Origin of the sequence: Rubrivivax gelatinosus, from assembly GCF_004340905.1 — a bacterium.
Lineage (GTDB): Bacteria > Pseudomonadota > Gammaproteobacteria > Burkholderiales > Burkholderiaceae_C > Rubrivivax > Rubrivivax gelatinosus.
On the sequence record NZ_SLXD01000003.1, the window covers coordinates 1 to 21,611 of the forward strand.

Sequence of the window (21,611 nt, forward strand, 5' to 3'; positions counted from 1 at the left end):
CGAGCCGGCAGCGCCGCCACCGACTCCCAGCCGGCCATCGTCGGCCAGCGTGTCGAGCTGCAGCTGCTGACCACGCTGCGCTGCAACCTGAAGTGCAGCTACTGCTCGATCGCCGAAGGCGACGTGCGCGAGTCGCAGGGCCACGTGGCCTACACGATGGACCAGCTCGACGCGTTCATCGCCCGGCAGCTCGCCGGCAAGGAGGTCTACGTCACGTTCTACGGCGGCGAGCCGACGCTGAACCGGCCCTTCATCGAGGCCGTGATGCAGCGCCACCCGCTGTTCCGCTTCCAGCTGCAGACCAACGGCACGCTGCTCGACGACCTCAGCCACCACGTGCTGCAGCGCCTGTCCAACGTGCTCGTGTCGATCGACGGCGGCCAGGAGGTGACCGACGGCTACCGCGGCAAGGGCATCTACCGGCAGATCCTGCGCAACGTCGGGGTCGTGCGCGACAGCCTGGGCGGCACGCTGACCGCGCGCGTGACCTGGTCCGACGAGACCATCAGCTTCGAGGAGCTGGACCAGCTGACGAAGGCCTTCGACTACGTCTACTTCCAGTTCGTCGCCGGTGACGCCTACGCGGGCCAGTCGGTCGAGCGTCGCAAGGCGGTGCTGACGCAGCTGGTCGAACGTTTCTTCGCCGACACCGACCGCGTCTACCCCTTCATCCCGCTGATGGGCGCGGTGCGCAACAAGCTCTTCCCGTCGCGCGCCGTGGAGCAGTGCGGCGGCGGCACGGCCTGCCGCGTGTCGACGCACATCCTCAACGTGATGCCCGACGGCCGCATCTTCGCCTGCCCCGACCTGATGCACCTGCCGGAGATGCAGACCGGCGACGTCGTCGGCAACTGGCTGCGCCGCAGCCCGCTGCAGCCCGACCCGAAGATGCCGTGCACGAGCTGCGAGGCGCAGAGCTGGTGCCGCGGCAACTGCATGAAGAACCTGTACCTCGGCTACGTGCGCGAGGACGGCGACTGGCGCGAGAAGGTCACCGACCCGATCTGCGAACTCGTGCGCCACCTGGGCCGCGAGATCGACCGCCACGATGCCAACGCCTGGTTCGAGCAGCTGCCGCTGCCGCAGCGGCGCGTGCTGCTGGACTGCGAGGTCTACCAGTACGTCGAGGTCATGCCCTGAAGCCTGCCCGGGCCCGTCAGCGCGGGCGCGGGTCGACCACCCGGGGCAGCAGCCCCAGCACGACGAGCGCGAGCGCGGCAGCCAGCACCGCGGTCGCCTCGCGCCCGAGGCCGCAGGCGACGCCGATCGCCGCGGTCATCCAGATGCCCGCGGCCGTGGTCAGCCCGTGCACACGCTGCGCCGACGAGGTCTTGACGATCGCGCCGGCACACAGGAAGCCGATGCCGGCGACCACGCCCTGGATCACGCGGCTGAGGTCCGCGACCTCCATGCCGGCGAGGTCGGGCACCATCACGAACAGCGCCGCGCCCATCGCCACCAGCATGTGGGTGCGCAGGCCCGCGGCATGGCCGTGGTGCTCGCGTTCGTAACCCAGCACCCCGCCGACGAGCGCCGCGAGCAGCAGGCGCACCAGGATGCGCGTGACCTGTTCGAGGTCGGGCGCGTCGGAGAATTCCTCGCTGACGGTGGCGGCGATGCGGTCCCACACGCGCCGGCATCGGCAAGTCGTGTACCTGAAGGCGGAAAAAAGAAGGCCGATCGGGGCATCGGAGGCGCCCCGACCGGCCAAGTCCGCCGCGCGGTCGCGCGGCGCCGTCAGAAACCGTTCGTCTGGATTCGGCATTTGCGAACCCGGATTGATGGCAATGGTATCACTTTTGCCGACAAGAGTGACGTTTTTGCATCCCTAGCAAAGAAAAAGGGGCCCGAAGGCCCCTTGCCGCTGACGCCTGCCGGTGCTCAGGCGGTGGCCGCCGCTTCGGCCGCCGGCTTGGCCGGACGTGCACGGCGCGTCTTCTTCACCGGCGTGGCCTCGACGGCCTGCACGACCTCGGCGGCCGCCTTGCGCACGCGGCGCGGCGCCGGCTTGACCGCTTCGGCCACGGCCTTCGTGCGCTTCTTGCCGACCGCCGCACGCGTCGGCTTGCGGGCCTTCGGGGCGCCCGCGACGTCGACGAGACGCTCGGCGCCGCGCACGACCGTCGTCGACAGCTTCAGCGCGAACTTCGCGCCGGGCAGCGTGACCTTGGCGGCGGTGTGCAGGCCGTTGGCGAGCATCGTGTTGTCGACACCGGCGGCGATGTCGGCCATCTTGGCCACCTGGGCCGCGGCGGTGTCACCGCTCAGGTCCACGAGCTTGACGGCGCGGTCGGCGACCTCGTCGATGCTCTTGTCCACGGTGCCGGCCACCGTGCCGCGCAGCGCGTTCATGCGGTCGGTGGTGCGCGGCGCGAAGCGCGCGGTGCGCGCGTAGACGCCTTTCTCGATCGCGACGTCGACCAGGCCGACCAGGCGGTGACTGCCGAAACGGTAGGCCGCGACCGTCTTCTCGGCAGCGTTGCGGTAGTTCTCGATCGTCTTCAGCGTGACGCTGGCAAGGTCTTGGGTCGACATGGCTGCCTCCGTGGATGGTGGGTGGAATTCCTGACACCACCGAGTCTCGGCGCCGGGCCTAGAGAGGGCACCTCAGGACGGCCGGGATTTCTAGAGAGTGCTCTCCAGAGCGCCCGGCGCTCAGTGCGCCATCAGCACCGGCAGCGTCATCGTCCGCAGCACCGTGCGCGTGACGCCGCCGAGCACCAGCTCGCGCGCCCGGCTGTGGCCGTAGCAGCCCATCACGAGCAGGTCGGCGTCGGTGTCGGTGGCCAGCGAGAGCAGCGCCTCGCCGATGCCGGTTCCCGCCAGGCCGTGGATGTGGATCGGCGCCGTGACGCCGCTGCGGCGCAGCCAGCGCTCCAGTGCCGAGGTGCCGGTGCGTTCGTCGTCGCGGCGCGCGAGCGTGCAGCCGACGTGCACCGACTCGGCCGCCAGCAGCCAGGGACGCGCGGCGGCCACCGCACGGGCCGCCTCGCGTGTGGGTTTCCAGGCGATCAGCACCTGCCGCCCGGGCGCCGCCAGCTCGCCGGTGGTCGGCACGACGAGCGCCGGCTTGCCGCTGTCGTGCACCAGCGAGGCCACCAGGCCGCGCGGCACCGGCCCGGTCTCGCGATCGTCGGCGTCGTGCTGGCCCAGCACCAGCAGGTCGGCGAACAGCGCGTGTTCGGCCATGGCCACTTCCAGCGTGTCGTGGCGGATCTCGACCCAGTGCATCGGTGCGCCGCCGACCGCCTCGCGCTCGAACATCTCGCGCGCCCGGGCGCGCAGCTGGCGGTCGGTCTCCTCGAGCAGCGAGGCGGCGGCGTAGGCGCCTTCGGCCGCGGCGAAGGGCGCCGCGACCATCGCCGGCAGCACGGCGAAGACGACGGTCAGTTCGGCACCGTGTTCACGCGCCAGGCGGTGGGCGAGCGCCAGGCGGCGGGCCGAACGCGGGGAGGCGTCGAGGTGGACGAGCATGCTTTTCATCGTGCGCTCCTGCCCGGGGTGGCGTCACGCCCGCCCCGGGTGACGGGTGGGGGTTCGAACCATGCTCCGCCCGGGGCGCGGCGGTGTCAATGCGCCGCCTCAAGCGGCCGACGGGCTCAGCCGTGCAGCGCGGCGGGGCGGGCGTAGCGGCGCCAGCAACGCCCGGCAACGGCCGAGGGCTCGGCCGGCCGGAGTCCGGCGTCGGCCGGCGGCAAGGCCTGGGCACGCTGCGGCCACGGCGGCTGCGGCACGGCTGCAGCGGCGGGCTCGGGGTCGAAGGGGTCGGTGACTCGCAGGGCGCACATCGTGGTGGCCCGGCGGCGCGTGCAGGCGCTGCCGGGTCGGGCGCGATCCTCGCGAACCGGGCCCGCCGGCGGGTTGACCGTCGGCAAGGGCGCGTGCGCTCGCCCGCTTGCGCCCGGCATCGGCGCCGAATCGGTCACGGAGCGGCCAGCAGCGTGTCCCAGTCCGGCGTGTGATCGGGGCTCACGCGCAGCGCCTGCGCGGCTTCGGCGGCGTCCAGCGGGTCGCCCGAGCGCAGCTGGGCTTCGAGCACCGCGAGGTCGGCGTCGGAGGCGTCGTCGCCGCGACGCGTGCGGGCGGCGACACGGCTGCGCAGCGTGGCCTCGTCGGCGGCGAAGTCCAGCAGCACGAAGCGGGCGCCGCGCGCGGCGGCGAAGCGGCGTGCGGCCTCGCGTGCCGGGCGGTGCAGGAAGGTCGCGTCCAGCACCACCGGGAACCCGCCGTCGAGCACGGCCGCGGCGGCGTCGAGCAGCCGGGCGTAGGTCGCCGTGCCGGCCTCGGCGCCATAGAGGCGGGGCACGAGCGCCGCGTCCGGACGCTCCAGCGGCGACAGCCCGAACAGGCGCTTGCGCTCCAGGTCGGCGCGCACGCGCAGCGCGCCGCGCTCGACGAGCGCCTGCGTGAGCGTCGTCTTGCCGCTGCCGCTGACGCCGTGCGTGACGAACAGCGTCGGCGGCATGCCGCGTGTCGCGTGCTCGGCCAGCGCGACGTAGCGCAGCGCCTCGGCCTGCGCGCCCGCGGGCGCGCCCGGCTGCGCCGCCCGCAGCGCGGCGACCTTGGCGCGCACCAGCGCCCGGTGCACGCGGTAGTAGCGCAGCACGCGTGCCGCGTCGTAGTCGCCGCAGGCGGCCATCCAGCCGTCGACGAACCGGTGCGCGAGCGCCGACAGTCCGTGGGCCTGCAGGTCCATCGCCATGAACGCCACCTCGCTGGCCACGTCGATCCAGCGGAAGCCCTCGTTGAACTCGATGCAGTCGAAGACCGTCGTGCGGCCTTCGATCTCGACGACGTTGCCCAGGTGCAGGTCGCCGTGGCACTCGCGCACGCGCCCGGCGGCCAGCCGCGCGGCGAACACCGGCGCCAGCGCCGCGAAGCGCCGTGCCTCCCAGGCGCGCAGGCGTTCGAGCATCGCGGCCGCCGGCGTCCCGGCCAGCAGCGGCTGCAGCACGTCCAGGTTTTCCAGCATCGGCGCGCGGACCTGCCCGGGCGTGCCGAACTCGCCGTCGGCCGGCGCGACGTCCGCCGTGGCGTGAAAGGGCGCGACGACGCCGACCAGCGCGTCGACCTCGGCCGCGCCCAGGGCGCCGCGCGCGGCCAGCCGGTCCCAGAGCCCGTCCTGGGCGAAGGCGCGCATCTGCAGCGTCCAGTCCAGCGCCTCGCCGGGGCCGCCCAGGCGCGGCGCCTCGGGCGTGCCGGTGACCGGCAGCACGCACTCGTACAGCGCCGGTGCGAGCCGGCGATTCAGGCGCAGCTCGGCCTCGCAGAAGTGCCGCCGCAGTGCGCGGGTCGTGTAGTCGAGGAAGCCGGGCGCGATCGGCTTCTTGAACTTCCAGGCCTGCGTCGGCGTCACCAGCACGCGCGAAACGTGGGTCTCGAAGGCCTGGACGGGGCCCTCGGCCTCCAGCGTGCGGGCCAGCCGCGCCACCAGCGCGGCCTGCGCCGCGTCGTCGAGTTCGGCGGCGCTCATCGCCCGGCCGCGGCGGCGCGCCGCTCGCTCAGTTCGGCGGCCATCACGGCGCCCAGCACGGCCGGCCGCACCCGCTCCAGCGTCGAGGGCGCGAGCTCGAACTGGCGTTCCACGGTGAGCCGCGGCGCGCCGATGCGCAGTGCCCCGGTGGCGTCGGGCGCCAGCGGGTACTCGCGCAGCCGGGCGACCAGCGTGCCGGCCGCGGGGTCGGCGAAGACCGTGGTCTCCAGGATGCGCCCGCAGTTCGCTGCCGCGGCGCGTTCGAGCACCGCCCGCACCGCCGTGGCCGGCTCGTCGCTGGCGCGTGCGACCAGCGGCAGGACCGTCTCGCCGCGTTCGCCCAGGGCCTGCGCGACACGCTGGTTGAACGCCAGGTTGACGCCGTCCCACTGGCGCGCCGCCTCGGCGTCGCCGGGCGCGACACCGCGCCCCTGGCCGAACACCAGCGTGCAGTCGTCGGCGGCAGCACCAGGCGCCGCGGCGCAGGCGAGCACCAGGAGCAGCGGTCGTATCACGGGCGGCAGGCAGCAGGCAGGCACTGCCCATGCTAGCGCCGCGGACACGTTTCTTTGCGTCGCGGGTGCATGCTGTCGTCAACGGCGCGGCCTCGCGCCGCATTGAGAAGCCGTCAACCCCGATGCCTCGGCTCGAAAGGAACCCCGATGACCAAGCTCTTGCCGGCCCTGCTGCTGGCCGTTGCCGCCTCGCTGTCCACCGGCGCGTTCGCCCAGTCCGCGGGCAGCGAGCGCCGCGAGGCCATGAAAGAGAAGTGGGAGTCGATGACGCCCGAACAGCAGGCGCAGGCGCGCGACAAGCTGCGCCAGCGCTGGCAGCAGATGACGCCCGAGGAGCGCGAGGCGGCGAAGAAGCGCCTCGCGGGGCGCCGCGGCGCCAAGGCGGACGCGGCGCCGGCCGCGGCGCCGGCGGCGTCCGGGTCCTGAGCGCGGGCGCACGCCGGGCCGGGTTTGCCGTGCCTTCGCGCGCAGGCACAATGCCCGGCTTGATGATGCGCCTGACGACCCGCCTCGCCACCTGCCTCGTCGGGCTTGCCGTCGCCGGTTGCGCCACGCGCTCGGTCGACGTGCGCCCGCAGCAGGCCGACCCCGCCGAGTTCGCCCTCTGGGACTGCGAGCGCCTGGCCGACGAGACCGACGCCGTGCAGCAGCGCGCCGCCGATCTGGCCTACACCGTCGACGACATCGCCGGGCGCAACATCGTCGCGCTCGGTGTCGGCGTCAGCATCTTCTGGCCGGCGCTGTTCGCGCTGCGGCCCAACGGCGTGGAGGCGCGCGAGCTCGCCGAGTTCAAGGGCCGCTACGAGGCCTTGAAGACGGCGTCGCTCGATCGCGGCTGCCCGCGGCCGATGGAGCTGTCGCCGGAGCACCTGGCGGCGCTGCCGATCGCGCCCGGCGACCTGCTGGTCTACGAGGAACGCAGTGCCGCCCGCGGCGTGGCGGGCGAGTGGACGCTGCAGGTCGTCTCGCTGCGGCGCGACGTCTTCGAGTTCCGCGTCAGCCAGGCCGGCCCGCCGCGGCCCTGGCGCCAGGACCGGCAGGGCAACGTCGTCGCCGCGCCGGCCGGCCAGCTCGAGTGGCAGCGGCTGTTCCGGCGCGACATCGCGCTCGGCGACGTGCTCAGCGGCGAGCTGCGCATCGCCGGCGACGGTTACGCGCGTGCGCTGGTGCGCGGCCAGGTCGTAGCCACCGGCCGGCAGACGATCGCCGGGCGCAGCTTCGACGTTGCCGTCGTCGAGCTGTTCGGCGACGCGCAGAACGGCGAGGTCAGCTCGCGGCTGGACGGCGCGATCGTCGTCGACCGCGCCAGCGGCCTGCTGATCCGCCTGGACATCCGCAGCGCGACGCCGGGCTTTCGCCTCGAGCGTCGCCTGGTGCGCGTGCAGCCCGGCCAGCCCTGAGCCCGGCGCGCGAAGGCCGCGGCCGACAAGCTTCTTTACCCGCCGGGCACGGCCGCGACACCCGCGGCCGGCACAGTGAGCGTCATACCGTCACCCATGACCTTCCTGGTGCCGCGATGACACTCACCAACCGCCCGCTCGCCTCCCGAATCCTCGCTGCAGCCGCGCTCGTCGCGGCCAGCGCCGCCGCCGTCGCCGCGGCCAGTGCCGACCGGCCCGACGGTCCGCCACCGCCCGATCGCCCGATGGCCGCACACGGCATGCCGATGGGCGGGCCTTCGATGGCCGGCCCCGACGCGATGCCCTGGCTGGGGCACCCCTTCATGCTGCAGCGCCTGCTCGACGACGTCGACGCGACCCCGGCGCAGCGCAAGCAGATCCGCGAGATCGTCGGCAACGCCCAGGACGAGTCCCGCGAACAGCGCGACGAGCGCCGCCGGCTCGCCGAGCAGATGGCCGAACTGTTTGCCCAGCCCAGCGTCGACGCCAAGGCCGTCGAGGCGCTGCGCCAGAAGATGCTGGCCCAGCACGACCAGTCCAGCCGGCGCATGACCCAGGCGATGCTGGAGGTCAGCCGCGTGCTCACCGCCGAGCAGCGCCAGCAGATCGCCGAGACGATGAAGACGCGCCGCGAGGCCATGGACGCCCGGCGCGGACCGGTAGAGCGCCCCCGGCGCTGACACCCCGCCCCGTCATCGTTATCCTTTTCCTCCTGTGGCTTTGACATGAAGCCTTCGCCCCGTGGCTCCGGCCCCGGGGCTCTTTTCGTTCGAGAGCGACCGTGACGAGCCGACTGCTGCTGATCGACGACGATTCCCGCCTGACCACGATGGTCGGCGACTACCTGCGCCGAAACGGCTTCGAGGTCGACACCGCCGGGTCGCTGGCGGCGGGGCGCGAGCAGCTGCGCCTGCGCGGCTACGACGCGCTGCTGCTGGACCTGATGCTGCCCGACGGCGACGGCCTGGACCTCACGCGCGAGCTGCGCTCGGACACGCGCACGCGCCGCCTGCCGCTGCTGATGCTGACCGCCCGCGGCGAACCGATGGACCGCATCGTCGGCCTGGAGCTCGGCGCCGACGACTATCTGCCCAAGCCTTTCGAGCCCCGCGAGCTGCTGGCGCGCGTCAAGGCGCTGCTGCGCCGCGCCGCGCCCGAGCCCGCCGGCGACGAGGTGCTGCGCTTCGGCCGCCTCGAGGTCGACCTGGGCGCCCGCCAGGCCCGCCTGGACGGCCAGCCCTGCGACCTGACCAGCCACCAGTTCGACCTGCTCGTCGTGCTGGCGCAGAGCCCGGGCCGGGTGCTCTCGCGCGACCAGATCATGGACGCGCTCAAGGGCCACCCGCTGGAGGCCTTCGACCGCAGCATCGACGTGCACGTCTCGCGCATCCGCGCGGTCATCGAAGAGGACCCGAAGAACCCCAAGCGCGTGCTGACGGTGCGTGGCGCGGGCTACGTGTTCGCGAAGAAGCAGGACGCCGAATGAGCGCCGCTTCGGCCGGGCGGCGCTGAGATGCGCTCGCTGTACATCCGCATCTATCTGACGGTGGTGGCGGCGCTGGCGCTGTTCGCACTGGTGTCGGTCTGGCTGCTGCAGAGCCACCTCGAACAGGAGCGTGCGCGTGTCCAGAGCACGCTGCAGGAGCGTGTGGCCGCCTGGGCCGAACTGCTGCAGCGCTCGCTGCCGCGCGCCGACGCGCCCGCCGAGGTGCAGGCCGAGGCGCTGCGCGAGTGGTCCGAGCGCCTGCGCCTGCCGATGGCGCTGGACGACGAGCACGGCCGGCGCCTCGGCGCCTCGGACACCTTCGCGCGCCGCCAGGGCGGCGGGCCGGGGGCCGGGCGTGCCTATCCGATCCGCCTGGACGACGGGCGCACGCTGTGGGTGCTGCGCCCGACGCTGATGCGCGGCGGGCTGGCGCGTCCCGACGGTGACCCGGGCGGGCCCGGCGATCCCGCCGGGCCCGGTGGCCCGGTCGACGCCGGCCCGGGCGGCGACGAGCAGCGTTTCGCCGGCCTGCCGCCGCGCAGCCCCTGGCTGCCGCCGGGGCCGGCTTTCGACGGCCTGGGGCTGGCGGCGCTGCTGGTCGTGCTCTTTGCCGCGGTGGCCGCCGGCGCCTATCCGGTGGTGCGGCGGCTGACGCGGCGGCTGGAGGCGCTCAAGCGCGGTGTCGAGGCCTTCGGCGCCGGCCACCTGCAGCAGCGCGTGGCCGAGGACGGACGCGACGAGGTCGCCGCGCTGGGCGCCAGCTTCAACCTCGCCGCGGCGCGCATCGAGGCCCTGCTGCGTTCGCATCAGAGCCTGCTGGCCAACGCCAGCCACGAGCTGCGCTCGCCGCTGGCGCGGCTGAAGATGGCGGTGTCGATGGCCGACGAGGCCACGCCCGAGCAGCGCGAGGCGCTGCGCCGCGAGATCGACACCAACATCGCCGAGCTCGACGCGCTGGTCGAGGAGGTGCTGCTGGCCAGCCGCCTGGATGCCGCGATGACCGTCGACCGCCGCGACCCGGTGGACCTGCTGGCCGTGGCCGCCGAGGAGGCCGCACGCGTGCAGGCCGCGGCGCTGGGCGAGGACCTGCGTGTGGCCGGCGACGAGCGCCTGATCCGTCGTGCGGTGCGCAACCTGCTGGAGAACGCCCGCCGCTATGGTGGCGAAGACGTCGAGGCCCAGGTCGTGTCCGTGGGCACGCAGGCCGAGCTGCGTGTCTCCGACCGCGGCCCGGGCGTGCCCGAGGCCTACCGCGAGCGCATCTTCGAGCCCTTCTTCCGCCTGCCCGGCCACGCCGAGCGCGAGGGCGGCGTCGGCCTCGGGCTGGCGCTGGTGCGCCAGATCGCCGAGCGCCACGGCGGCAGCGTGCGCTGCACGCCGCGCGACGGCGGCGGCAGCTGCTTCACGCTGTCGCTGCCGCTGTCGGCCTGATTCAGGCCGCCACGCGGCGCTGCCGGCGCAATATCCAGGCCAGGAAGGTGGCCAGCGCCACGGCCGTCAGCACCAGCCCGGCGGTCGACGCGATCCAGAAGCCGCGGGCGCCGTGCAGCGCCGGCGGCACCAGACCCAGCGGGTCGAAGGCGAGCAGGTAGCCGCCGCCCAGCCCCACGCCCCACAGCGCGGTGGCGTTGATGACCAGCGGCACGGTGGCGATGCGCCAGGCACGCAGCACGAAGGCGGCCACGGTCTGCGTCGCGTCGGCGACGTGGAACAGGGCGACGAAGGCCAGCAGCGGCAGCGCCGCGGCGGCCACCGCCAGGTCACGCGTGTACAGGCCGATCACCGGCTCGCGCAGCAGGTACAGCGTGCCGCCGTTGACCACCGCCAGCCCGGCGCCGAGGATCACGCCGTGCCAGCCCAGCCGGCGCGCCGCGGCCAGGTCGCGGGCGCCGATGCGCTGCGCCACCAGCGTCGAGGCGCCGTTGGCGATGGCCAGCGGCAGCATGAACAGCAGCGACACCAGGTTGGCCGCGATCTGGTGCCCGGCCACCGGCGTCTCGCCCAGCCGGGCGATGAAGATCGCCATGAAGGTGAAGCCCGAGACCTCGACCAGCACCGCCGCGCCCGAGGGCAGGCCCAGGCGGAGCTGGGCGCCGATCGCCGGCCGGTCGGGCGCGTCCAGCCCGCGGCCGCGCAGGCGGAAGCCGGCATAGAACGGGTCGCGGCGCAGCAGCACGAAGGCGCCGAGGGTCTGGGCCCACATCGCCACCGCGGTGGCGATGCCGCAGCCCAGCACGCCCAGCGACGGCAGCCCGAGCGCCGGCACGCCGAACACCAGCGCCACCGACAGCGGGACCTTGAACGCCAGCGCACCGAGCTGCAGCGCCATCACTGCCTTGGGCCTGGACACCGCGACGTTGAACGCCCGGTAGGCGGTGAACAGCAGCGAGGCCGGCAGCGCCACCGCCAGCGCCGCGAGGTAGCCGCGCACCTTGCCGGCCTGCTCGGGTGTCGCCTGGGCCAGCGCCAGGAAGGGCGTCGGAAACAGCAGCAGCGCGCAGCCGATGGCCGAGAAGAAGAGCGCGATCCACACCGCCTGGTGCAGCTGGCGCCCGGCGTCGGCCGGGCGGCCGGCGCCGAAGAGCTGGCCGACGATGGGCGCCAGCGCCATCACCACGCCCATGAAGCCGACGAAGGTCGTGACGTAGGCGGCGCTGCCCACGGCCAGTGCCGCCAGGTCGGCGGCCGAGTGGCGCGCCACCAGCAGCGTGTCCACCGTGCTGAAGGCCAGCACCGAGAGCTGGCCGACGAACACCGGCCAGGCCAGCTTGGCGATGCGCCGGCCGCTGTCGGCCAGGCGTGCCGCGCGGCCCGGCGGCGGTGCGGGGAAGGGTTCGGGAACCGGCTCGTCGCGCCCTGTCGCCGGCCCGATTGCGCTCAAGCGGCCCCCCGCGCGGCACGTTCGGCATAACGGTTGAAGCGCCAGGCCGTGCCGTCGGTGGTGATGCGGCGCCAGACGGCGCGTTTTTCGGCCGGGGTCATCACGGTCCAGTGCTGGACCTCGTCGAAGCTCCGGCCGCAGCCTTTGCAGACCGCGTCGCCCTGGGTCGTCGAGCAGATCGCGATGCAGGGCGCGTCGGGCGTGCTGGCGTACCAGGCGAGCCAGGCGGCGCGGGCCGCCGGCGGCAGCGTGTGCTCGTCGATGCCGCTCAGGCGCGCGCGCACCAGCGGCGCGTAGACCTCGGCCAGCGCACGCACCTCGGCGCAGGCGCTCACGCCGTCGGGCGAGGGGGAACGTTCACGCCACCAGTTGATGGCGGCTTCGAGGTCGTCGAGGTGCAGGTCGGCCATGCGGGCGATGTCGGGGCAACCCGGCATTGTCGGCGCGACGGCCCGGCCTTGGTGCCGCCGGGGCGGCTTTCAGCGGCTGCGGGCGGCCTTGATCACGGTCGAGGCCGCCAGCTCGGCGTTCAGGGCCTCCTCGAGCGGCGAGCGGCACAGCCCCGCGTGTTCGTAGTGCAGGTTCTCGTAGAGCTCGGCGGTCGCCGGGGCGATGGCCAGCAGCGCCGGCAGCGACTCGTCGCCTTCGGCTTCGGCGAGCAGTTCGCGGATCTGCTGCACGACACCGCGGTACTGCCCGGCACTGGCCGAGCGCGGCTGGCGCTCCAGGCGTTCGAGCAGGGCAGCCATCGTGGCCAGCGCGTGCAGCCGGGCGGGGAGGCGGACGGTTTCGGTGGGCATGTCCTGAAGCTGGGGCGCCCGGCGCCGAAATCAAGCCCGCCGCCGCGGCAGCACGCCGGTGGCCAGCGCGGTGCCCAGCAGCACGACGGCGCAGCCGGCCACCGTCGCCACCGACAGGCTTTCGGCCAGGAACAGCCAGCCCCACAGCACCGCGAAAGCCGGGACGAGGAAGGTCACCGAAACCGCGTTCGCCGGCCCGGCGTGGGCGACGAGGCGGAAGAACAGCCAGTAGGCGAAGCCGGTGCAGGCGAAGGCCAGCACCGCCGCGCCGCCCCAGGCCGCGGCACCCGGCATCTGCGCCGGCCACCACCACAGCGCCGGGCCGAGCGTGAACGCCGCCGCGGCGAGCTGGCTGCCACCGGCCACCGCCATCGGCGGCACGCCGGCCAGGCGCTTCTTGGTGTAGCTGGCGGCGATGCCGTAACACAGCGTCGCCACCAGGCACAGCACGATGCCCAGGGCCGGGCTGACGCCGTGTTCGCCGGGTTTGAAACTGGCGTTGTGCAGGCCCACCGCCAGCACGCCGGCGAAACCGATCGCCAGCCCCGCTAGCCGCGGCCGCGTCGGCCGGTCGCCGAGCCAGGCCCAGGCGATCAGCGCCGCCCACAGCGGCGTCGTCGCGTTGAAGATCGACGACAGCCCGGCGCTGAGCACCAGCGCCGCGACCATGTAGCAGGCGAAAGGCAGCGCCGAGTTCAGCAGTCCGACCACGGCGATCGGCCGCCAGTGGCGGCGCAGCGCCGCGCCTTCGCCACGCAGCAGCACCAGCGGCAGCAGCATCAGCGCCGCCCCGGCGACACGCACGAAGACCAGCGCCGCCGGGCCGAAGTCGGCCGCGCCCAGGCGCATGAAGAGGAAGGAGCCGCCCCACAGCGACGCGAGCAGGAACAGCTCGGCGAGGTCGCGCCGCGTCACCGCGCGGCCCCGCGCTCCAGCGCGAGCAGCGCCTGTTTGCGGTCCAGCCCGCCGGCGTAGCCGGTCAGCGCGCCGCCGCCGCCGATGACGCGGTGGCAGGGCACGACGATGGACAGCGGGTTGCGGCCGACGGCCGCGCCGACGGCCCGCACCGCGCTGGGCCGGCCGATGCGGCGCGCGATCTCGCCGTAGCTCGTCGTCGTGCCGGCGGCGATGGCGCGCAGCTGGTCCCACACCGCGCGCTGGAACGGCGTGCCTTCGGCGTCCAGCGGCACCGTGAAGCCGTCGGCCTCGCCGCGGAAGTAGGCGCTCAGCTCGGCCGCCGCCCGGGCGATCAGCGGATGCGCCGGGTCGAGCGGCAGGTCCAGCGCGCCGGGGTGGTGGCGCTGGGCGTCGAACCACAGGCCGGCCAGGCCGGCGGCGCTGGCGGCCAGCGTCACCGGGCCCAGCGGCGTGTCCAGGCGCGATTGCGCCTGGAGTCGGGGGTGTCTCATCGGGTGTCTCCAGGGCGCCAGAGCGCCATCGCGGCATAGGCGCGCCAGGGCCGCCAGGCCTCGGCGGCACGTTCGTGTTCACGCGCGTCACGGGTGCCCAGCGCGACGGCGAGGCCGGCGTCGCCGGCGGGCCAGGCGTCGGGCCAGCCGAGCACACGCAGCGCGACGAGCTGCACGGTCCAGGGGCCGAAGCCGGGCAGGGCGGCCAGCGTGGCCAGCGTCGGCGCCAGTGCTGCGCCGCGTTCGAGCGTCAGCGAGCCGCCGGCCACTGCGGCGGCCAGCGCCTGCAGCGCGCGCACGCGCTGGCGCACGATGCCCAGGCGGCCGAGCTCCTCGGGGTCGGCGGCGCCCAGCGTCTTGGCGTCGGGGAAGGTGTGCGTCAGCGCGGCGAACGGCGTCTGGACCGGGCGGCCGTAGCGCCGCACCAGGCGCGCGGCGAGCGTGCCGGCGGCGGCCACCGTGACCTGCTGGCCGAGCACGATGCGCACCGCGGTCTCGAAACCGTCGAAGGCGCCGGGCAGGCGCTGGCCCTCGGCGGCCAGGCCGCCGGCGGCCAGCGCCGCGGCGATCGGTGCCGGGTCGGCGTCCAGGTCCAGCGCCTCGCGCACGCGGCGCAGCACGGCGCCCAGCACCGGCGCCAGCGCCGGGGCGGTGCGCAGGTGCAGCTCGTGGCGCTCGGGCACGAAACGCGCCTCGATCCAGCCGTCGAGCACGGCGCCGCGATGCGGCCAGGCCAGCGTGCGCCGCCAGGCCAGGCCTTCGACCTGCTCGACGCCGGCGAGCGCGCGGCGCGCGGCAAAGCCCAGCATCGTCTGGATGTCGTAGGGCGGCCGCCAGGCCAGGCGCAGCACCGGATCGGCCGGGGTCTCGCCGCGGGCGCGCCGCAGCGCCGTCGGCGCCAGACGGTAGCGTTCCAGGAAGGCGGCGTTGAAACGGCGCAGGCTCTCGAAGCCGCTGGCCAGCGCCACCTGGGCCACCGGCAGCGTGGTGTCGGTGAGCAGCTGCTTGGCCAGCAGCAGGCGCTGGGTGGCGAGGTATTCACGCGGCGCGACGCCGTGCGCGGCGGCGAAGATGCGGCGCAGGTGGCGCTCGCCGATGCCCAGGCGTGCGGCCAGCGCCGGCAGCACGACCGGGTCGCCGGCCTGCACCGCGGCTTCGATCGCCCGCGCGGCGCTGGTGGCCAGCGCGTCGGAGGAGTCCATCTCCGACAGCCCGGGCGCGATCTCCGGGCGGCACTTCAGGCAGGGGCGGAAGGCCGCGGCCTCGGCCTGCGCCGGGCTGGCGAAGAAGCGGCAGTTCTCGCGCCGCGGCGTGCGCACGCGGCACACCGGGCGGCAGTAGATGCCGGTGCTGGTGACCCCGACGAAGAAGCGGCCGTCGAAACGCGCGTCGCGGGCGGCGAGCGCGAGGTAGGCGGCGTCGGGGTCGGGGAACATGCGGGGGCCATGATAGGTGGCGCGCCGGAGGCGGACTCGCCGTTTCCGGACATGTCCATCGGGCCGCCGATGTCCGAGGGCGGCCTGGGGAAACGCGCGGTGCGCCGGGCGCCCGGGCGAAGATCGCGCCCTTTGCCAACCGCTCACGCACCCGCCGCCGGGCTGCGCCTTCGATGACTCCCGAAACCGCCTGGGTGCTGGCGCTGCTGGCCGTCTGCGTCGTCTGCTTCGTGCTGAACCGCCCGCGCATGGACGTCGTCGCGCTGGCGGCGCTGACGCTGCTGGTGCTGGGCGGCACGCTGACGCTGCCCGAGGCGCTGGCCGGCTTCAGCGAGCCGGGTGTGATCCTGATCGCGCTGTTCTTCGTCATCGGCGAGGCGCTGGCGCGCACCGGCATCGCGTACCGCGTCGGGGACTGGCTGGTGGCGCGCGCCGGCGGCCGCGAGGCCCGGTTGCTGGCGCTGCTGATGGCCGCCACCGCGGCGCTGGGTTCGGTGATGAGCTCGACCGCGGTGGTGGCGATCTTCGTGCCGGTGGCGCTGCGGGTGGCCCAGCGTGCCGGTAGCGCGCCGGGGCGGCTGATGATGCCGCTGGCCTTCGCCGGGCTGCTCAGCGGCATGCTGACGCTGGTCGGCACGCCGCCCAACCTCGTCGTGCAGGCCGAGCTGCAGCGCCGCGGCCACGAGGGCTTCGGCTTCTTCGACTTCACGCCGATGGGCGCGGTGCTGCTGGTGCTGGGCATCGGCTACATGCTGGTGGCGCGGCGCTGGCTGGCCGCGCGCGAGGCGCCGCGCGGCGGTGGCGGCGAGGGCCGGCGCCGGCGGCTGCGCGAACTGGCCGCCGACTACGGCCTGCTCGACCGCACGCGGCGCCTGCGTGTCCCGGCCGCGTCGCCGGCCGTCGGGCGCACGCTGGGCGAGCTGGAGCTGCGCGCGCGCCACGGCGCCAACGTCATCGCCATCGAACGCGAGCGCGGGCTCGGGCCGGCGGTGGTCGACACCTCGGCGCACCAGCAGATCCTGCCCGGCGACGTGCTGCTCGCCGACTTCGCCGCGCCCGACGGCGCGTTGCAGGCGCAGCGTGTGGTCGAGGCGATGGGCTTCACCGAGCTGCCGTTCCGGCGCGACTACTTCTCGCGCCTGTCGCGCGAGATCGGCCTGGCCGAGCTGCTGGTGCCGCCCGGCGCCGCGGTGATCGGCCAGTCCATCCTCGAACTGCGCATGCGCTCGCAGCGCGGCATCAACGTCATCGGCCTGCGCCGCGGCGGCCGCCTCGTCGACGAGGATCCGCTGCACACGAAGCTGAAGATGGGCGACACGCTGCTCGTCGCCGGCGCCTGGAAGGACATCCGTGGCCTGGCCGGCGCGGCGCGCGACTTCGTCGTGCTGACGCTGCCGGCCGAACTGGACGACGTCGCGCCGGCCGCATCGCGTGCGCCGCTGGCGCTGGCGGTGCTGGCGGCCACCGTCGCGCTGATGGTCTCGGGGCTGGTGCCCAACGTCGTCGCGGCGCTGCTGGGCTGCCTGGCGATGGGGGCGGTGCGCTGCATCGACGCCGAGTCGGCCTACCGCGCGATCCACTGGCAGAGCCTGATGCTGATCGTCGGCATGCTGCCGTTCGCCGTCGCGCTGCAGAAGACCGGCGGCATCACCTGGCTCGTCGACGTGATGCTCGCGGCCACCGGCGAGGCCTCGCCGCGCGCGGCGCTGGCCGGGCTGTTCGTGCTCACGGCGCTCGTCGGGCTCTTCGTGTCCAACACCGCCACCGCGGTGCTGATGGCGCCGATCGGCCTGGGCCTGGCCGATCGCCTGGGCTGCGCGCCGGAGCCTTTCGCGATGATGGTCGCGCTGGCGGCGTCGGCGGCCTTCATGACGCCGGTGTCCTCGCCGGTGAACACGCTGGTGCTCGGCCCCGGGCGCTACCGCTTCGTCGACTTCGTCAAGATCGGCGTGCCGTTCACCGCCGTCGTCGGCGTGGTCTGCGTGCTGCTGCTGCCGGTCCTGTTCCCGTTCTGACGCGGCCTCGCCCGGGCGCAAGCCGGCCCGGGCGGCGGCTGCCTACAATCGCCCGCGACTTCAACCCGGCCTCCGGCCCGCCTTCCATGCAAGTGCATTCCTCGGTGTTCAAGGCCTACGACATCCGCGGCATCGTCGGCCAGACGATCGACGAAACCTTTGCGGAGCACCTGGGACGAGCCTTCGGCACCGAGGCGCTGGCCGCCGGCGAGCGCGCCGTGGCCGTCGGCCGCGACGGCCGTCTTTCGGGCCCCGGCCTGGCGGCGGCGCTGGTGCGCGGCCTGGTGTCCACCGGCCTGGACGTCGTCGACCTCGGCGCCGTGACGACGCCGATGCTCTACTACGTCGCCGCCACCCGCGGCGAACACGGCTGCAAATCCGGCATCCAGGTCACCGGCAGCCACAACCCGAAGGACTACAACGGCTTCAAGATGGTGCTCGGCGGCCGCGCGATCTACGGCGAGGACATCCAGCGCCTGAAGCGCCGCATCGAGGCCGAGGACTACGCGCAGGCGCCCGGCCGCAGCGCGGCGATGGACATCCTGGCCGAGTACACGCAGCGCATCGTCTCCGACTGCAAGCTCGCGCGGCCGATGAAGATCGTCGTCGACTCCGGCAACGGCATCCCGGGCGCCAGCGCGCCGGGCATCCTGAAGGCCCTGGGCTGCGAGGTCATCGACCTGTACAGCAAGGTCGACGGCGACTTCCCCAACCACCACCCGGACCCGTCCAAGCCCGAGAACCTGGCCGACCTGATCAAGGTCGTGCACGCCACCGGCGCCGAGCTCGGCCTGGCCTTCGACGGCGACGGCGACCGCCTGGGCGTGGTCACCGCCGGCGGCAACGTCATCTACCCCGACCGCCAGGTGATGCTGTTCGCGCGCGACATCCTGTCGCGCCACCCGGGCGCCGAGATCATCTTCGACGTCAAGTGCTCGCAGCGCCTGCCCGAGGCGATCCGCGCCGCCGGCGGCGTGCCGCTGCTGTGGAAGACCGGGCATTCGCTGATCAAGGCCAAGCTCAAGGAGACCGGCGCGCCGTTCGCCGGCGAGATGAGCGGCCACCTGTTCTTCAGCGAACGCTGGTACGGCTTCGACGACGCGATGTACACCGCGGCGCGGCTGCTGGAGATCCTCTCGCGCGAGGCCGACCCCAGCGCCTTCCTCGACGCGCTGCCCACCAGCTTCAGCACGCCGGAGCTCAACGTGCCCTGCGCCGAAGGCGAGAACCACCGCGTCGTTGCCGAGCTGCTGACACGCGCCGCCGACGGCCGCCTGGCGCTGGCCGGCGGCGAGCTCGGCACCGTGGACGGGCTGCGCATCGACTTCGCCGACGGCTTCGGCCTGATCCGCGCGTCGAACACGACGCCGGTGCTGGTGCTGCGTTTCGAGGGCCACACGCCCGAAGCGCTGGAGCGCATCCAGGGCGACTTCATGGCCGCGCTGCGGGCGGTGAAGGCCGACGCCCGCGTGGAGGCCGCCGCGCACTGAAGCGCAAGGCGGGCGCCCGCCCGCCGCGGAACCCACCATGGCTGCCGACGGCGCTTTCGCCCGCTGGGTCTACTCGACCGGGCTGCGCCTGGCCGTGCCGCTGTACCTGGGCAAGCTGTGGTGGCGCGGGCGCGACGAGCCGCCGTACCGCAGCGCCTGGAACGAACGTTTCGCCACCGGCGGCGGTGACGGCCGCAGCGGGCGCATCTGGGTGCACGCCGTCTCGCTGGGCGAGACCCGTGCCAGCGAGCCGCTGCTGCAGGCCTTGCGCCGCCTGGCGCCCGGGCGCGGCCTGCTGCTGACGCACGGCACCGCCACCGGCCGCGAAGCGGGCGCGGCGCTGCTGCAGCCCGGCGACGCCCAGGCCTGGCTGCCCTACGACACCCCGGGCGCGGTGCGGCGTTTCCTGCGCCGCCACCGGCCGGCGGTCGGCGTGCTGATGGAAACCGAGATCTGGCCCAACCTGCTGGATGCCGCGCAGGAAGCCGGCGTGCCGATGGTGCTGGCCAACGCGCGCCTGTCCGAACGCAGCTTCGCCAAGGGCAAGCGGCTGCGCGCGCTGCTGCGCCCGGCGGTCGCGAGCTTCGCGCGGGTGCTGGCGCAGACCGCCGACGACGCGCGCCGGCTGCAGGCCGGCGGGGCGCCTTCGCCGCAGGTGATGGGCAACCTGAAGTTCGACGTCTCGCCGAACCCGGCGCTGGTCGAACGTGGCCGCGCCTGGCGCGCCGCGCTGGACCGCCCGGTGGTGCTGGCCGCGTCGACGCGCGAAAGCGAGGAGGAGCTGCTGCTGGCGGCCTGGAAGCGCCTGGACGCGCCGCGGCCGCTGCTGCTGCTGGTGCCGCGCCATCCGCAGCGGTTCGATGCCGTGGCGCAGATGGTCGCCGCGCACGGGCTGACGCTGGCCCGCCGCAGCGGCTGGGGCGAGGCGCCGCCGGCCGACGCCGCCGGCGCCGACGTCTGGCTCGGCGACTCGATCGGCGAGATGCCGCTGTACTACGCCGCGGCCGACGCCGCGCTGCTGGGCGGCAGCTTCGCGCCGCTGGGCGGGCAGAACCTGATCGAGGCCGCGGCCTGCGGCTGCCCGCTGGTGATGGGGCCGCACACCTTCAATTTCGAGCAGGCCGCCGAGATGTCGCTGGCCGCCGGCGCCGCGCTGCGCGCCACCGACATGGCCGACGGCGTCGTGCGGGCGGTGGCGCTGGCGCGCGACGAGGCCCGCGGCGAACGCGTGCGCTCGGCGCTGGCCTTCTCGGCCCAGCACCGCGGCGCCGCCGAGCGCATGGCGCGTGCGATCGTCGAGCTGCTGCCGGCCGGCCTTTAGCGCGCCAGCAGCGCGTTGACCGACTCGACGTCGGTCGGGCCCAGTTCGCCGGCCGCCTGGCGCAGCTTCAGCGTGTTGACGAGCACGTCGTAACGCGCGCGCGCCAGGTCGCGCTGGGTGGCGTAGAGCTGGGTCTGGGCGTCGAGCACGTCGAGGTTCACGCGCACGCCGACGCGGTAGCCCAGCTGCGTGGCTTCCAGCGACAGCTTGCTCGACGCCTCGGCGGCCTCGTAGGCCTTGACCTGGGCGATGCCCGACTGCACCGCGAACAGCGCGGTGCGCGCGTTCAGCGCGACGTTGCGGCGCGCCGACTCGAGGTCGTTGCGCGCGCTTTCCTCCAGCAGCAGGGTCTCGCGCACGCGGTTCTGCACCGAGTTGCCGGTGTACAGCGGCAGCTTGAACTGCACGCCCATGCTGTAGGTGTTGGTGGAGCCGCTGGACGAGGAGATCGCGATCGAACTGCCGCCGATGCGCTGGCGTTCGGCCGAGGCCACGAGGTCCAGCGTCGGCAGGTGGCCGGCGCGCGCACGTTCGGTTTCGAGCCGCGCGATGTCGAACGCGACCTGGGCCCGGCGCACCGTCGGGTGGCTGCCTTCGGCGCCGCGCACCAGCTGCTCGGGGTCGGCCGGCCTGGGCTCGGGCAGCAGTACCGGCGCGGCCAGCGGCTTCGGGTCGGTGCCCAGGCGGCCGACCAGCGTGTCCAGCGCGGTGCGGCGCGTGCGCAGCAGGTTCTCGGCGGCGATCTCCTCGGCGAGCACGAGGTCGTAGCGCGCCTGGGCTTCGCGCGTGTCGGTGATCGTCGCGGTGCCGACCTCGAAGTTGCGTTTGGCCGAGGCCAGCTGCTCGGTGATCGCGGTCTTGCTCGCCCGCGTCGTGCCCAGCGCGTCCTGCGCCGCGAGCACGTCGAAGTAGGCCTGCGCGACACGCACGATCAGGTCCTGCTCGGCGGCCTCCAGCGCTGCCTGCGACGACGCCAGCGAACGTTCGGCCTGCGCGATGGCGACCGAGTTGGCGCGGTTGAAGATCGGCATGCTGGCGTCGATCGAGGCCGTCGCGGTGTTGTAGGTGCCGCGCTCGACGCGCTCGGGGCGGTAGTCGCTGCCGGTGGCGCTGGCGTTCAGTGCCGCGGCCGGGCGGTTGAGCGCGCGCGTCTGCGCCACCTGGTACTCGGCCGACTCGGCCTGGGCCCGCACCGCGAGGTAGGTCGCGTCGTAGGCGCGTGCGGCCTGGTAAAGCTCGGACAGGCTCTGGGCCTGGACGGCCGCCGGCAGCGCGAGCGCGAACGCGGCGGCGCTGGCCAGGGCGAGGCGGGTGAATGACGGACGCAACGGACGCATGAAACGGTTCCCTCGGTTCTTCGTGTGTCGGCGGGACGAGCCGCGGTT

Annotated in this window: 22 protein-coding genes; 9 read left to right on the forward strand and 13 right to left on the reverse strand. The window is 74.3% G+C overall.

Annotation, left to right across the window (positions count from 1 at the left end; genetic code table 11):
- Positions 1 to 1,140 (forward strand): radical SAM/SPASM domain-containing protein (locus EV684_RS05550; protein ID WP_207896844.1); only part of this gene is annotated, 1,140 nt, incomplete at its 5' end.
- Positions 1,141 to 1,156: 16 nt separating this feature from the next.
- Here EV684_RS05550 and EV684_RS05555 read toward each other — a convergent pair.
- From EV684_RS05555 to EV684_RS05580, 6 genes are all read right to left on the reverse strand, one after another.
- A complete protein-coding gene (locus tag EV684_RS05555; RefSeq protein ID WP_132645225.1) occupies positions 1,157 to 1,630 on the reverse strand; it encodes an MgtC/SapB family protein in 474 nt (157 codons plus the stop codon).
- A gap of 251 nt (positions 1,631 to 1,881) precedes the next feature.
- On the reverse strand, positions 1,882 to 2,535 hold the full coding sequence (locus EV684_RS05560) for a hypothetical protein (RefSeq protein WP_132645226.1): 654 nt from the start codon (positions 2,533 to 2,535) through the stop codon (positions 1,882 to 1,884).
- A gap of 120 nt (positions 2,536 to 2,655) precedes the next feature.
- Entirely contained in the window at positions 2,656 to 3,483 is an 828-nt protein-coding gene (locus tag EV684_RS05565) for a universal stress protein (RefSeq protein WP_132645227.1), read from the reverse strand.
- Between the two features lie 116 nt (positions 3,484 to 3,599).
- Positions 3,600 to 3,788 (reverse strand): hypothetical protein, encoded by a 189-nt coding sequence (locus EV684_RS05570; protein ID WP_132645228.1) that lies wholly within the window; start codon positions 3,786 to 3,788, stop codon positions 3,600 to 3,602.
- A 134-nt stretch (positions 3,789 to 3,922) separates the two neighbouring features.
- Positions 3,923 to 5,473: a bifunctional aminoglycoside phosphotransferase/ATP-binding protein gene (locus tag EV684_RS05575; RefSeq protein WP_132645229.1), complete on the reverse strand. Its 1,551-nt coding sequence runs from the start codon at positions 5,471 to 5,473 to the stop codon at positions 3,923 to 3,925.
- Positions 5,470 to 5,988 (reverse strand): hypothetical protein, encoded by a 519-nt coding sequence (locus tag EV684_RS05580; protein WP_243651062.1) that lies wholly within the window; start codon positions 5,986 to 5,988, stop codon positions 5,470 to 5,472. Before EV684_RS05580 ends, EV684_RS05575 begins: the two co-directional genes overlap by 4 nt.
- Before the next feature lie 147 nt (positions 5,989 to 6,135).
- Between EV684_RS05580 and EV684_RS05585 the strand changes: the two genes are divergently transcribed.
- The 5 genes from EV684_RS05585 to EV684_RS05605 all read left to right on the forward strand — a co-directional run bounded on the left by EV684_RS05585 (position 6,136) and on the right by EV684_RS05605 (position 10,305).
- The gene (locus EV684_RS05585) at positions 6,136 to 6,414 is read left to right on the forward strand and encodes a DUF3106 domain-containing protein (protein ID WP_132645230.1); all 279 of its coding nucleotides are present in this window, start codon (positions 6,136 to 6,138) and stop codon (positions 6,412 to 6,414) included.
- Between the two features lie 65 nt (positions 6,415 to 6,479).
- Positions 6,480 to 7,388, forward strand: coding sequence for a hypothetical protein (locus EV684_RS05590; protein WP_242478542.1), 909 nt, complete (start codon positions 6,480 to 6,482; stop codon positions 7,386 to 7,388).
- A 116-nt stretch (positions 7,389 to 7,504) separates the two neighbouring features.
- Positions 7,505 to 8,068 carry a Spy/CpxP family protein refolding chaperone gene (locus tag EV684_RS05595; protein WP_132645231.1) on the forward strand — a complete coding sequence of 188 codons (564 nt, stop codon included), beginning with the start codon at positions 7,505 to 7,507 and terminating at the stop codon, positions 8,066 to 8,068.
- Between the two features lie 101 nt (positions 8,069 to 8,169).
- Positions 8,170 to 8,874 carry a response regulator gene (locus tag EV684_RS05600; protein WP_132645232.1) on the forward strand — a complete coding sequence of 235 codons (705 nt, stop codon included), beginning with the start codon at positions 8,170 to 8,172 and terminating at the stop codon, positions 8,872 to 8,874.
- Positions 8,875 to 8,901: 27 nt separating this feature from the next.
- Positions 8,902 to 10,305, forward strand: coding sequence for a sensor histidine kinase (locus EV684_RS05605; protein ID WP_132645233.1), 1,404 nt, complete (start codon positions 8,902 to 8,904; stop codon positions 10,303 to 10,305).
- Position 10,306: 1 nt separating this feature from the next.
- On the opposite strand, the gene EV684_RS05610 is transcribed toward EV684_RS05605, so the two are convergent.
- The 6 genes from EV684_RS05610 to EV684_RS05635 form a co-directional block, all read right to left on the reverse strand.
- On the reverse strand, positions 10,307 to 11,755 hold the full coding sequence (locus tag EV684_RS05610) for an MATE family efflux transporter (RefSeq protein ID WP_132645234.1): 1,449 nt from the start codon (positions 11,753 to 11,755) through the stop codon (positions 10,307 to 10,309).
- Positions 11,752 to 12,165, reverse strand: coding sequence for a DUF3717 domain-containing protein (locus EV684_RS05615; RefSeq protein WP_132645235.1), 414 nt, complete (start codon positions 12,163 to 12,165; stop codon positions 11,752 to 11,754). The genes EV684_RS05610 and EV684_RS05615 overlap by 4 nt, the downstream gene beginning before the upstream one ends.
- 69 nt (positions 12,166 to 12,234) lie before the next feature.
- On the reverse strand, positions 12,235 to 12,504 hold the full coding sequence (locus tag EV684_RS05620) for a hypothetical protein (protein WP_242478543.1): 270 nt from the start codon (positions 12,502 to 12,504) through the stop codon (positions 12,235 to 12,237).
- An 81-nt stretch (positions 12,505 to 12,585) separates the two neighbouring features.
- Positions 12,586 to 13,470 (reverse strand): DMT family transporter, encoded by an 885-nt coding sequence (locus tag EV684_RS05625; protein WP_132645237.1) that lies wholly within the window; start codon positions 13,468 to 13,470, stop codon positions 12,586 to 12,588.
- Complete coding sequence (locus tag EV684_RS05630) at positions 13,467 to 13,964, reverse strand: methylated-DNA--[protein]-cysteine S-methyltransferase (protein WP_132645238.1); 498 nt, start codon at positions 13,962 to 13,964, stop codon at positions 13,467 to 13,469. The genes EV684_RS05625 and EV684_RS05630 overlap by 4 nt, the downstream gene beginning before the upstream one ends.
- Positions 13,961 to 15,400 carry a DNA-3-methyladenine glycosylase 2 family protein gene (locus EV684_RS05635; RefSeq protein ID WP_132645239.1) on the reverse strand — a complete coding sequence of 480 codons (1,440 nt, stop codon included), beginning with the start codon at positions 15,398 to 15,400 and terminating at the stop codon, positions 13,961 to 13,963. Before EV684_RS05635 ends, EV684_RS05630 begins: the two co-directional genes overlap by 4 nt.
- Before the next feature lie 122 nt (positions 15,401 to 15,522).
- On the opposite strand from EV684_RS05635, the gene EV684_RS05640 reads away from it, so the two are divergent.
- The 3 genes from EV684_RS05640 (at position 15,523) to EV684_RS05650 (ending at position 20,226) form a co-directional block, all read left to right on the forward strand.
- Positions 15,523 to 17,415 carry an SLC13 family permease gene (locus tag EV684_RS05640; protein WP_338100669.1) on the forward strand — a complete coding sequence of 631 codons (1,893 nt, stop codon included), beginning with the start codon at positions 15,523 to 15,525 and terminating at the stop codon, positions 17,413 to 17,415.
- An 86-nt stretch (positions 17,416 to 17,501) separates the two neighbouring features.
- Entirely contained in the window at positions 17,502 to 18,905 is a 1,404-nt protein-coding gene (locus EV684_RS05645; protein WP_132645241.1) for a phosphomannomutase/phosphoglucomutase, read from the forward strand.
- 37 nt (positions 18,906 to 18,942) lie between these two features.
- The gene (locus tag EV684_RS05650) at positions 18,943 to 20,226 is read left to right on the forward strand and encodes a 3-deoxy-D-manno-octulosonic acid transferase (RefSeq protein WP_132645242.1); all 1,284 of its coding nucleotides are present in this window, start codon (positions 18,943 to 18,945) and stop codon (positions 20,224 to 20,226) included.
- Here the strand turns inward: EV684_RS05650 and EV684_RS05655 are convergent.
- The gene (locus tag EV684_RS05655; protein ID WP_132645243.1) at positions 20,223 to 21,563 is read right to left on the reverse strand and encodes a TolC family outer membrane protein; all 1,341 of its coding nucleotides are present in this window, start codon (positions 21,561 to 21,563) and stop codon (positions 20,223 to 20,225) included. The two genes, EV684_RS05650 and EV684_RS05655, sit on opposite strands and share 4 nt — an antisense overlap.
- Positions 21,564 to 21,611: the final 48 nt, after the last annotated feature.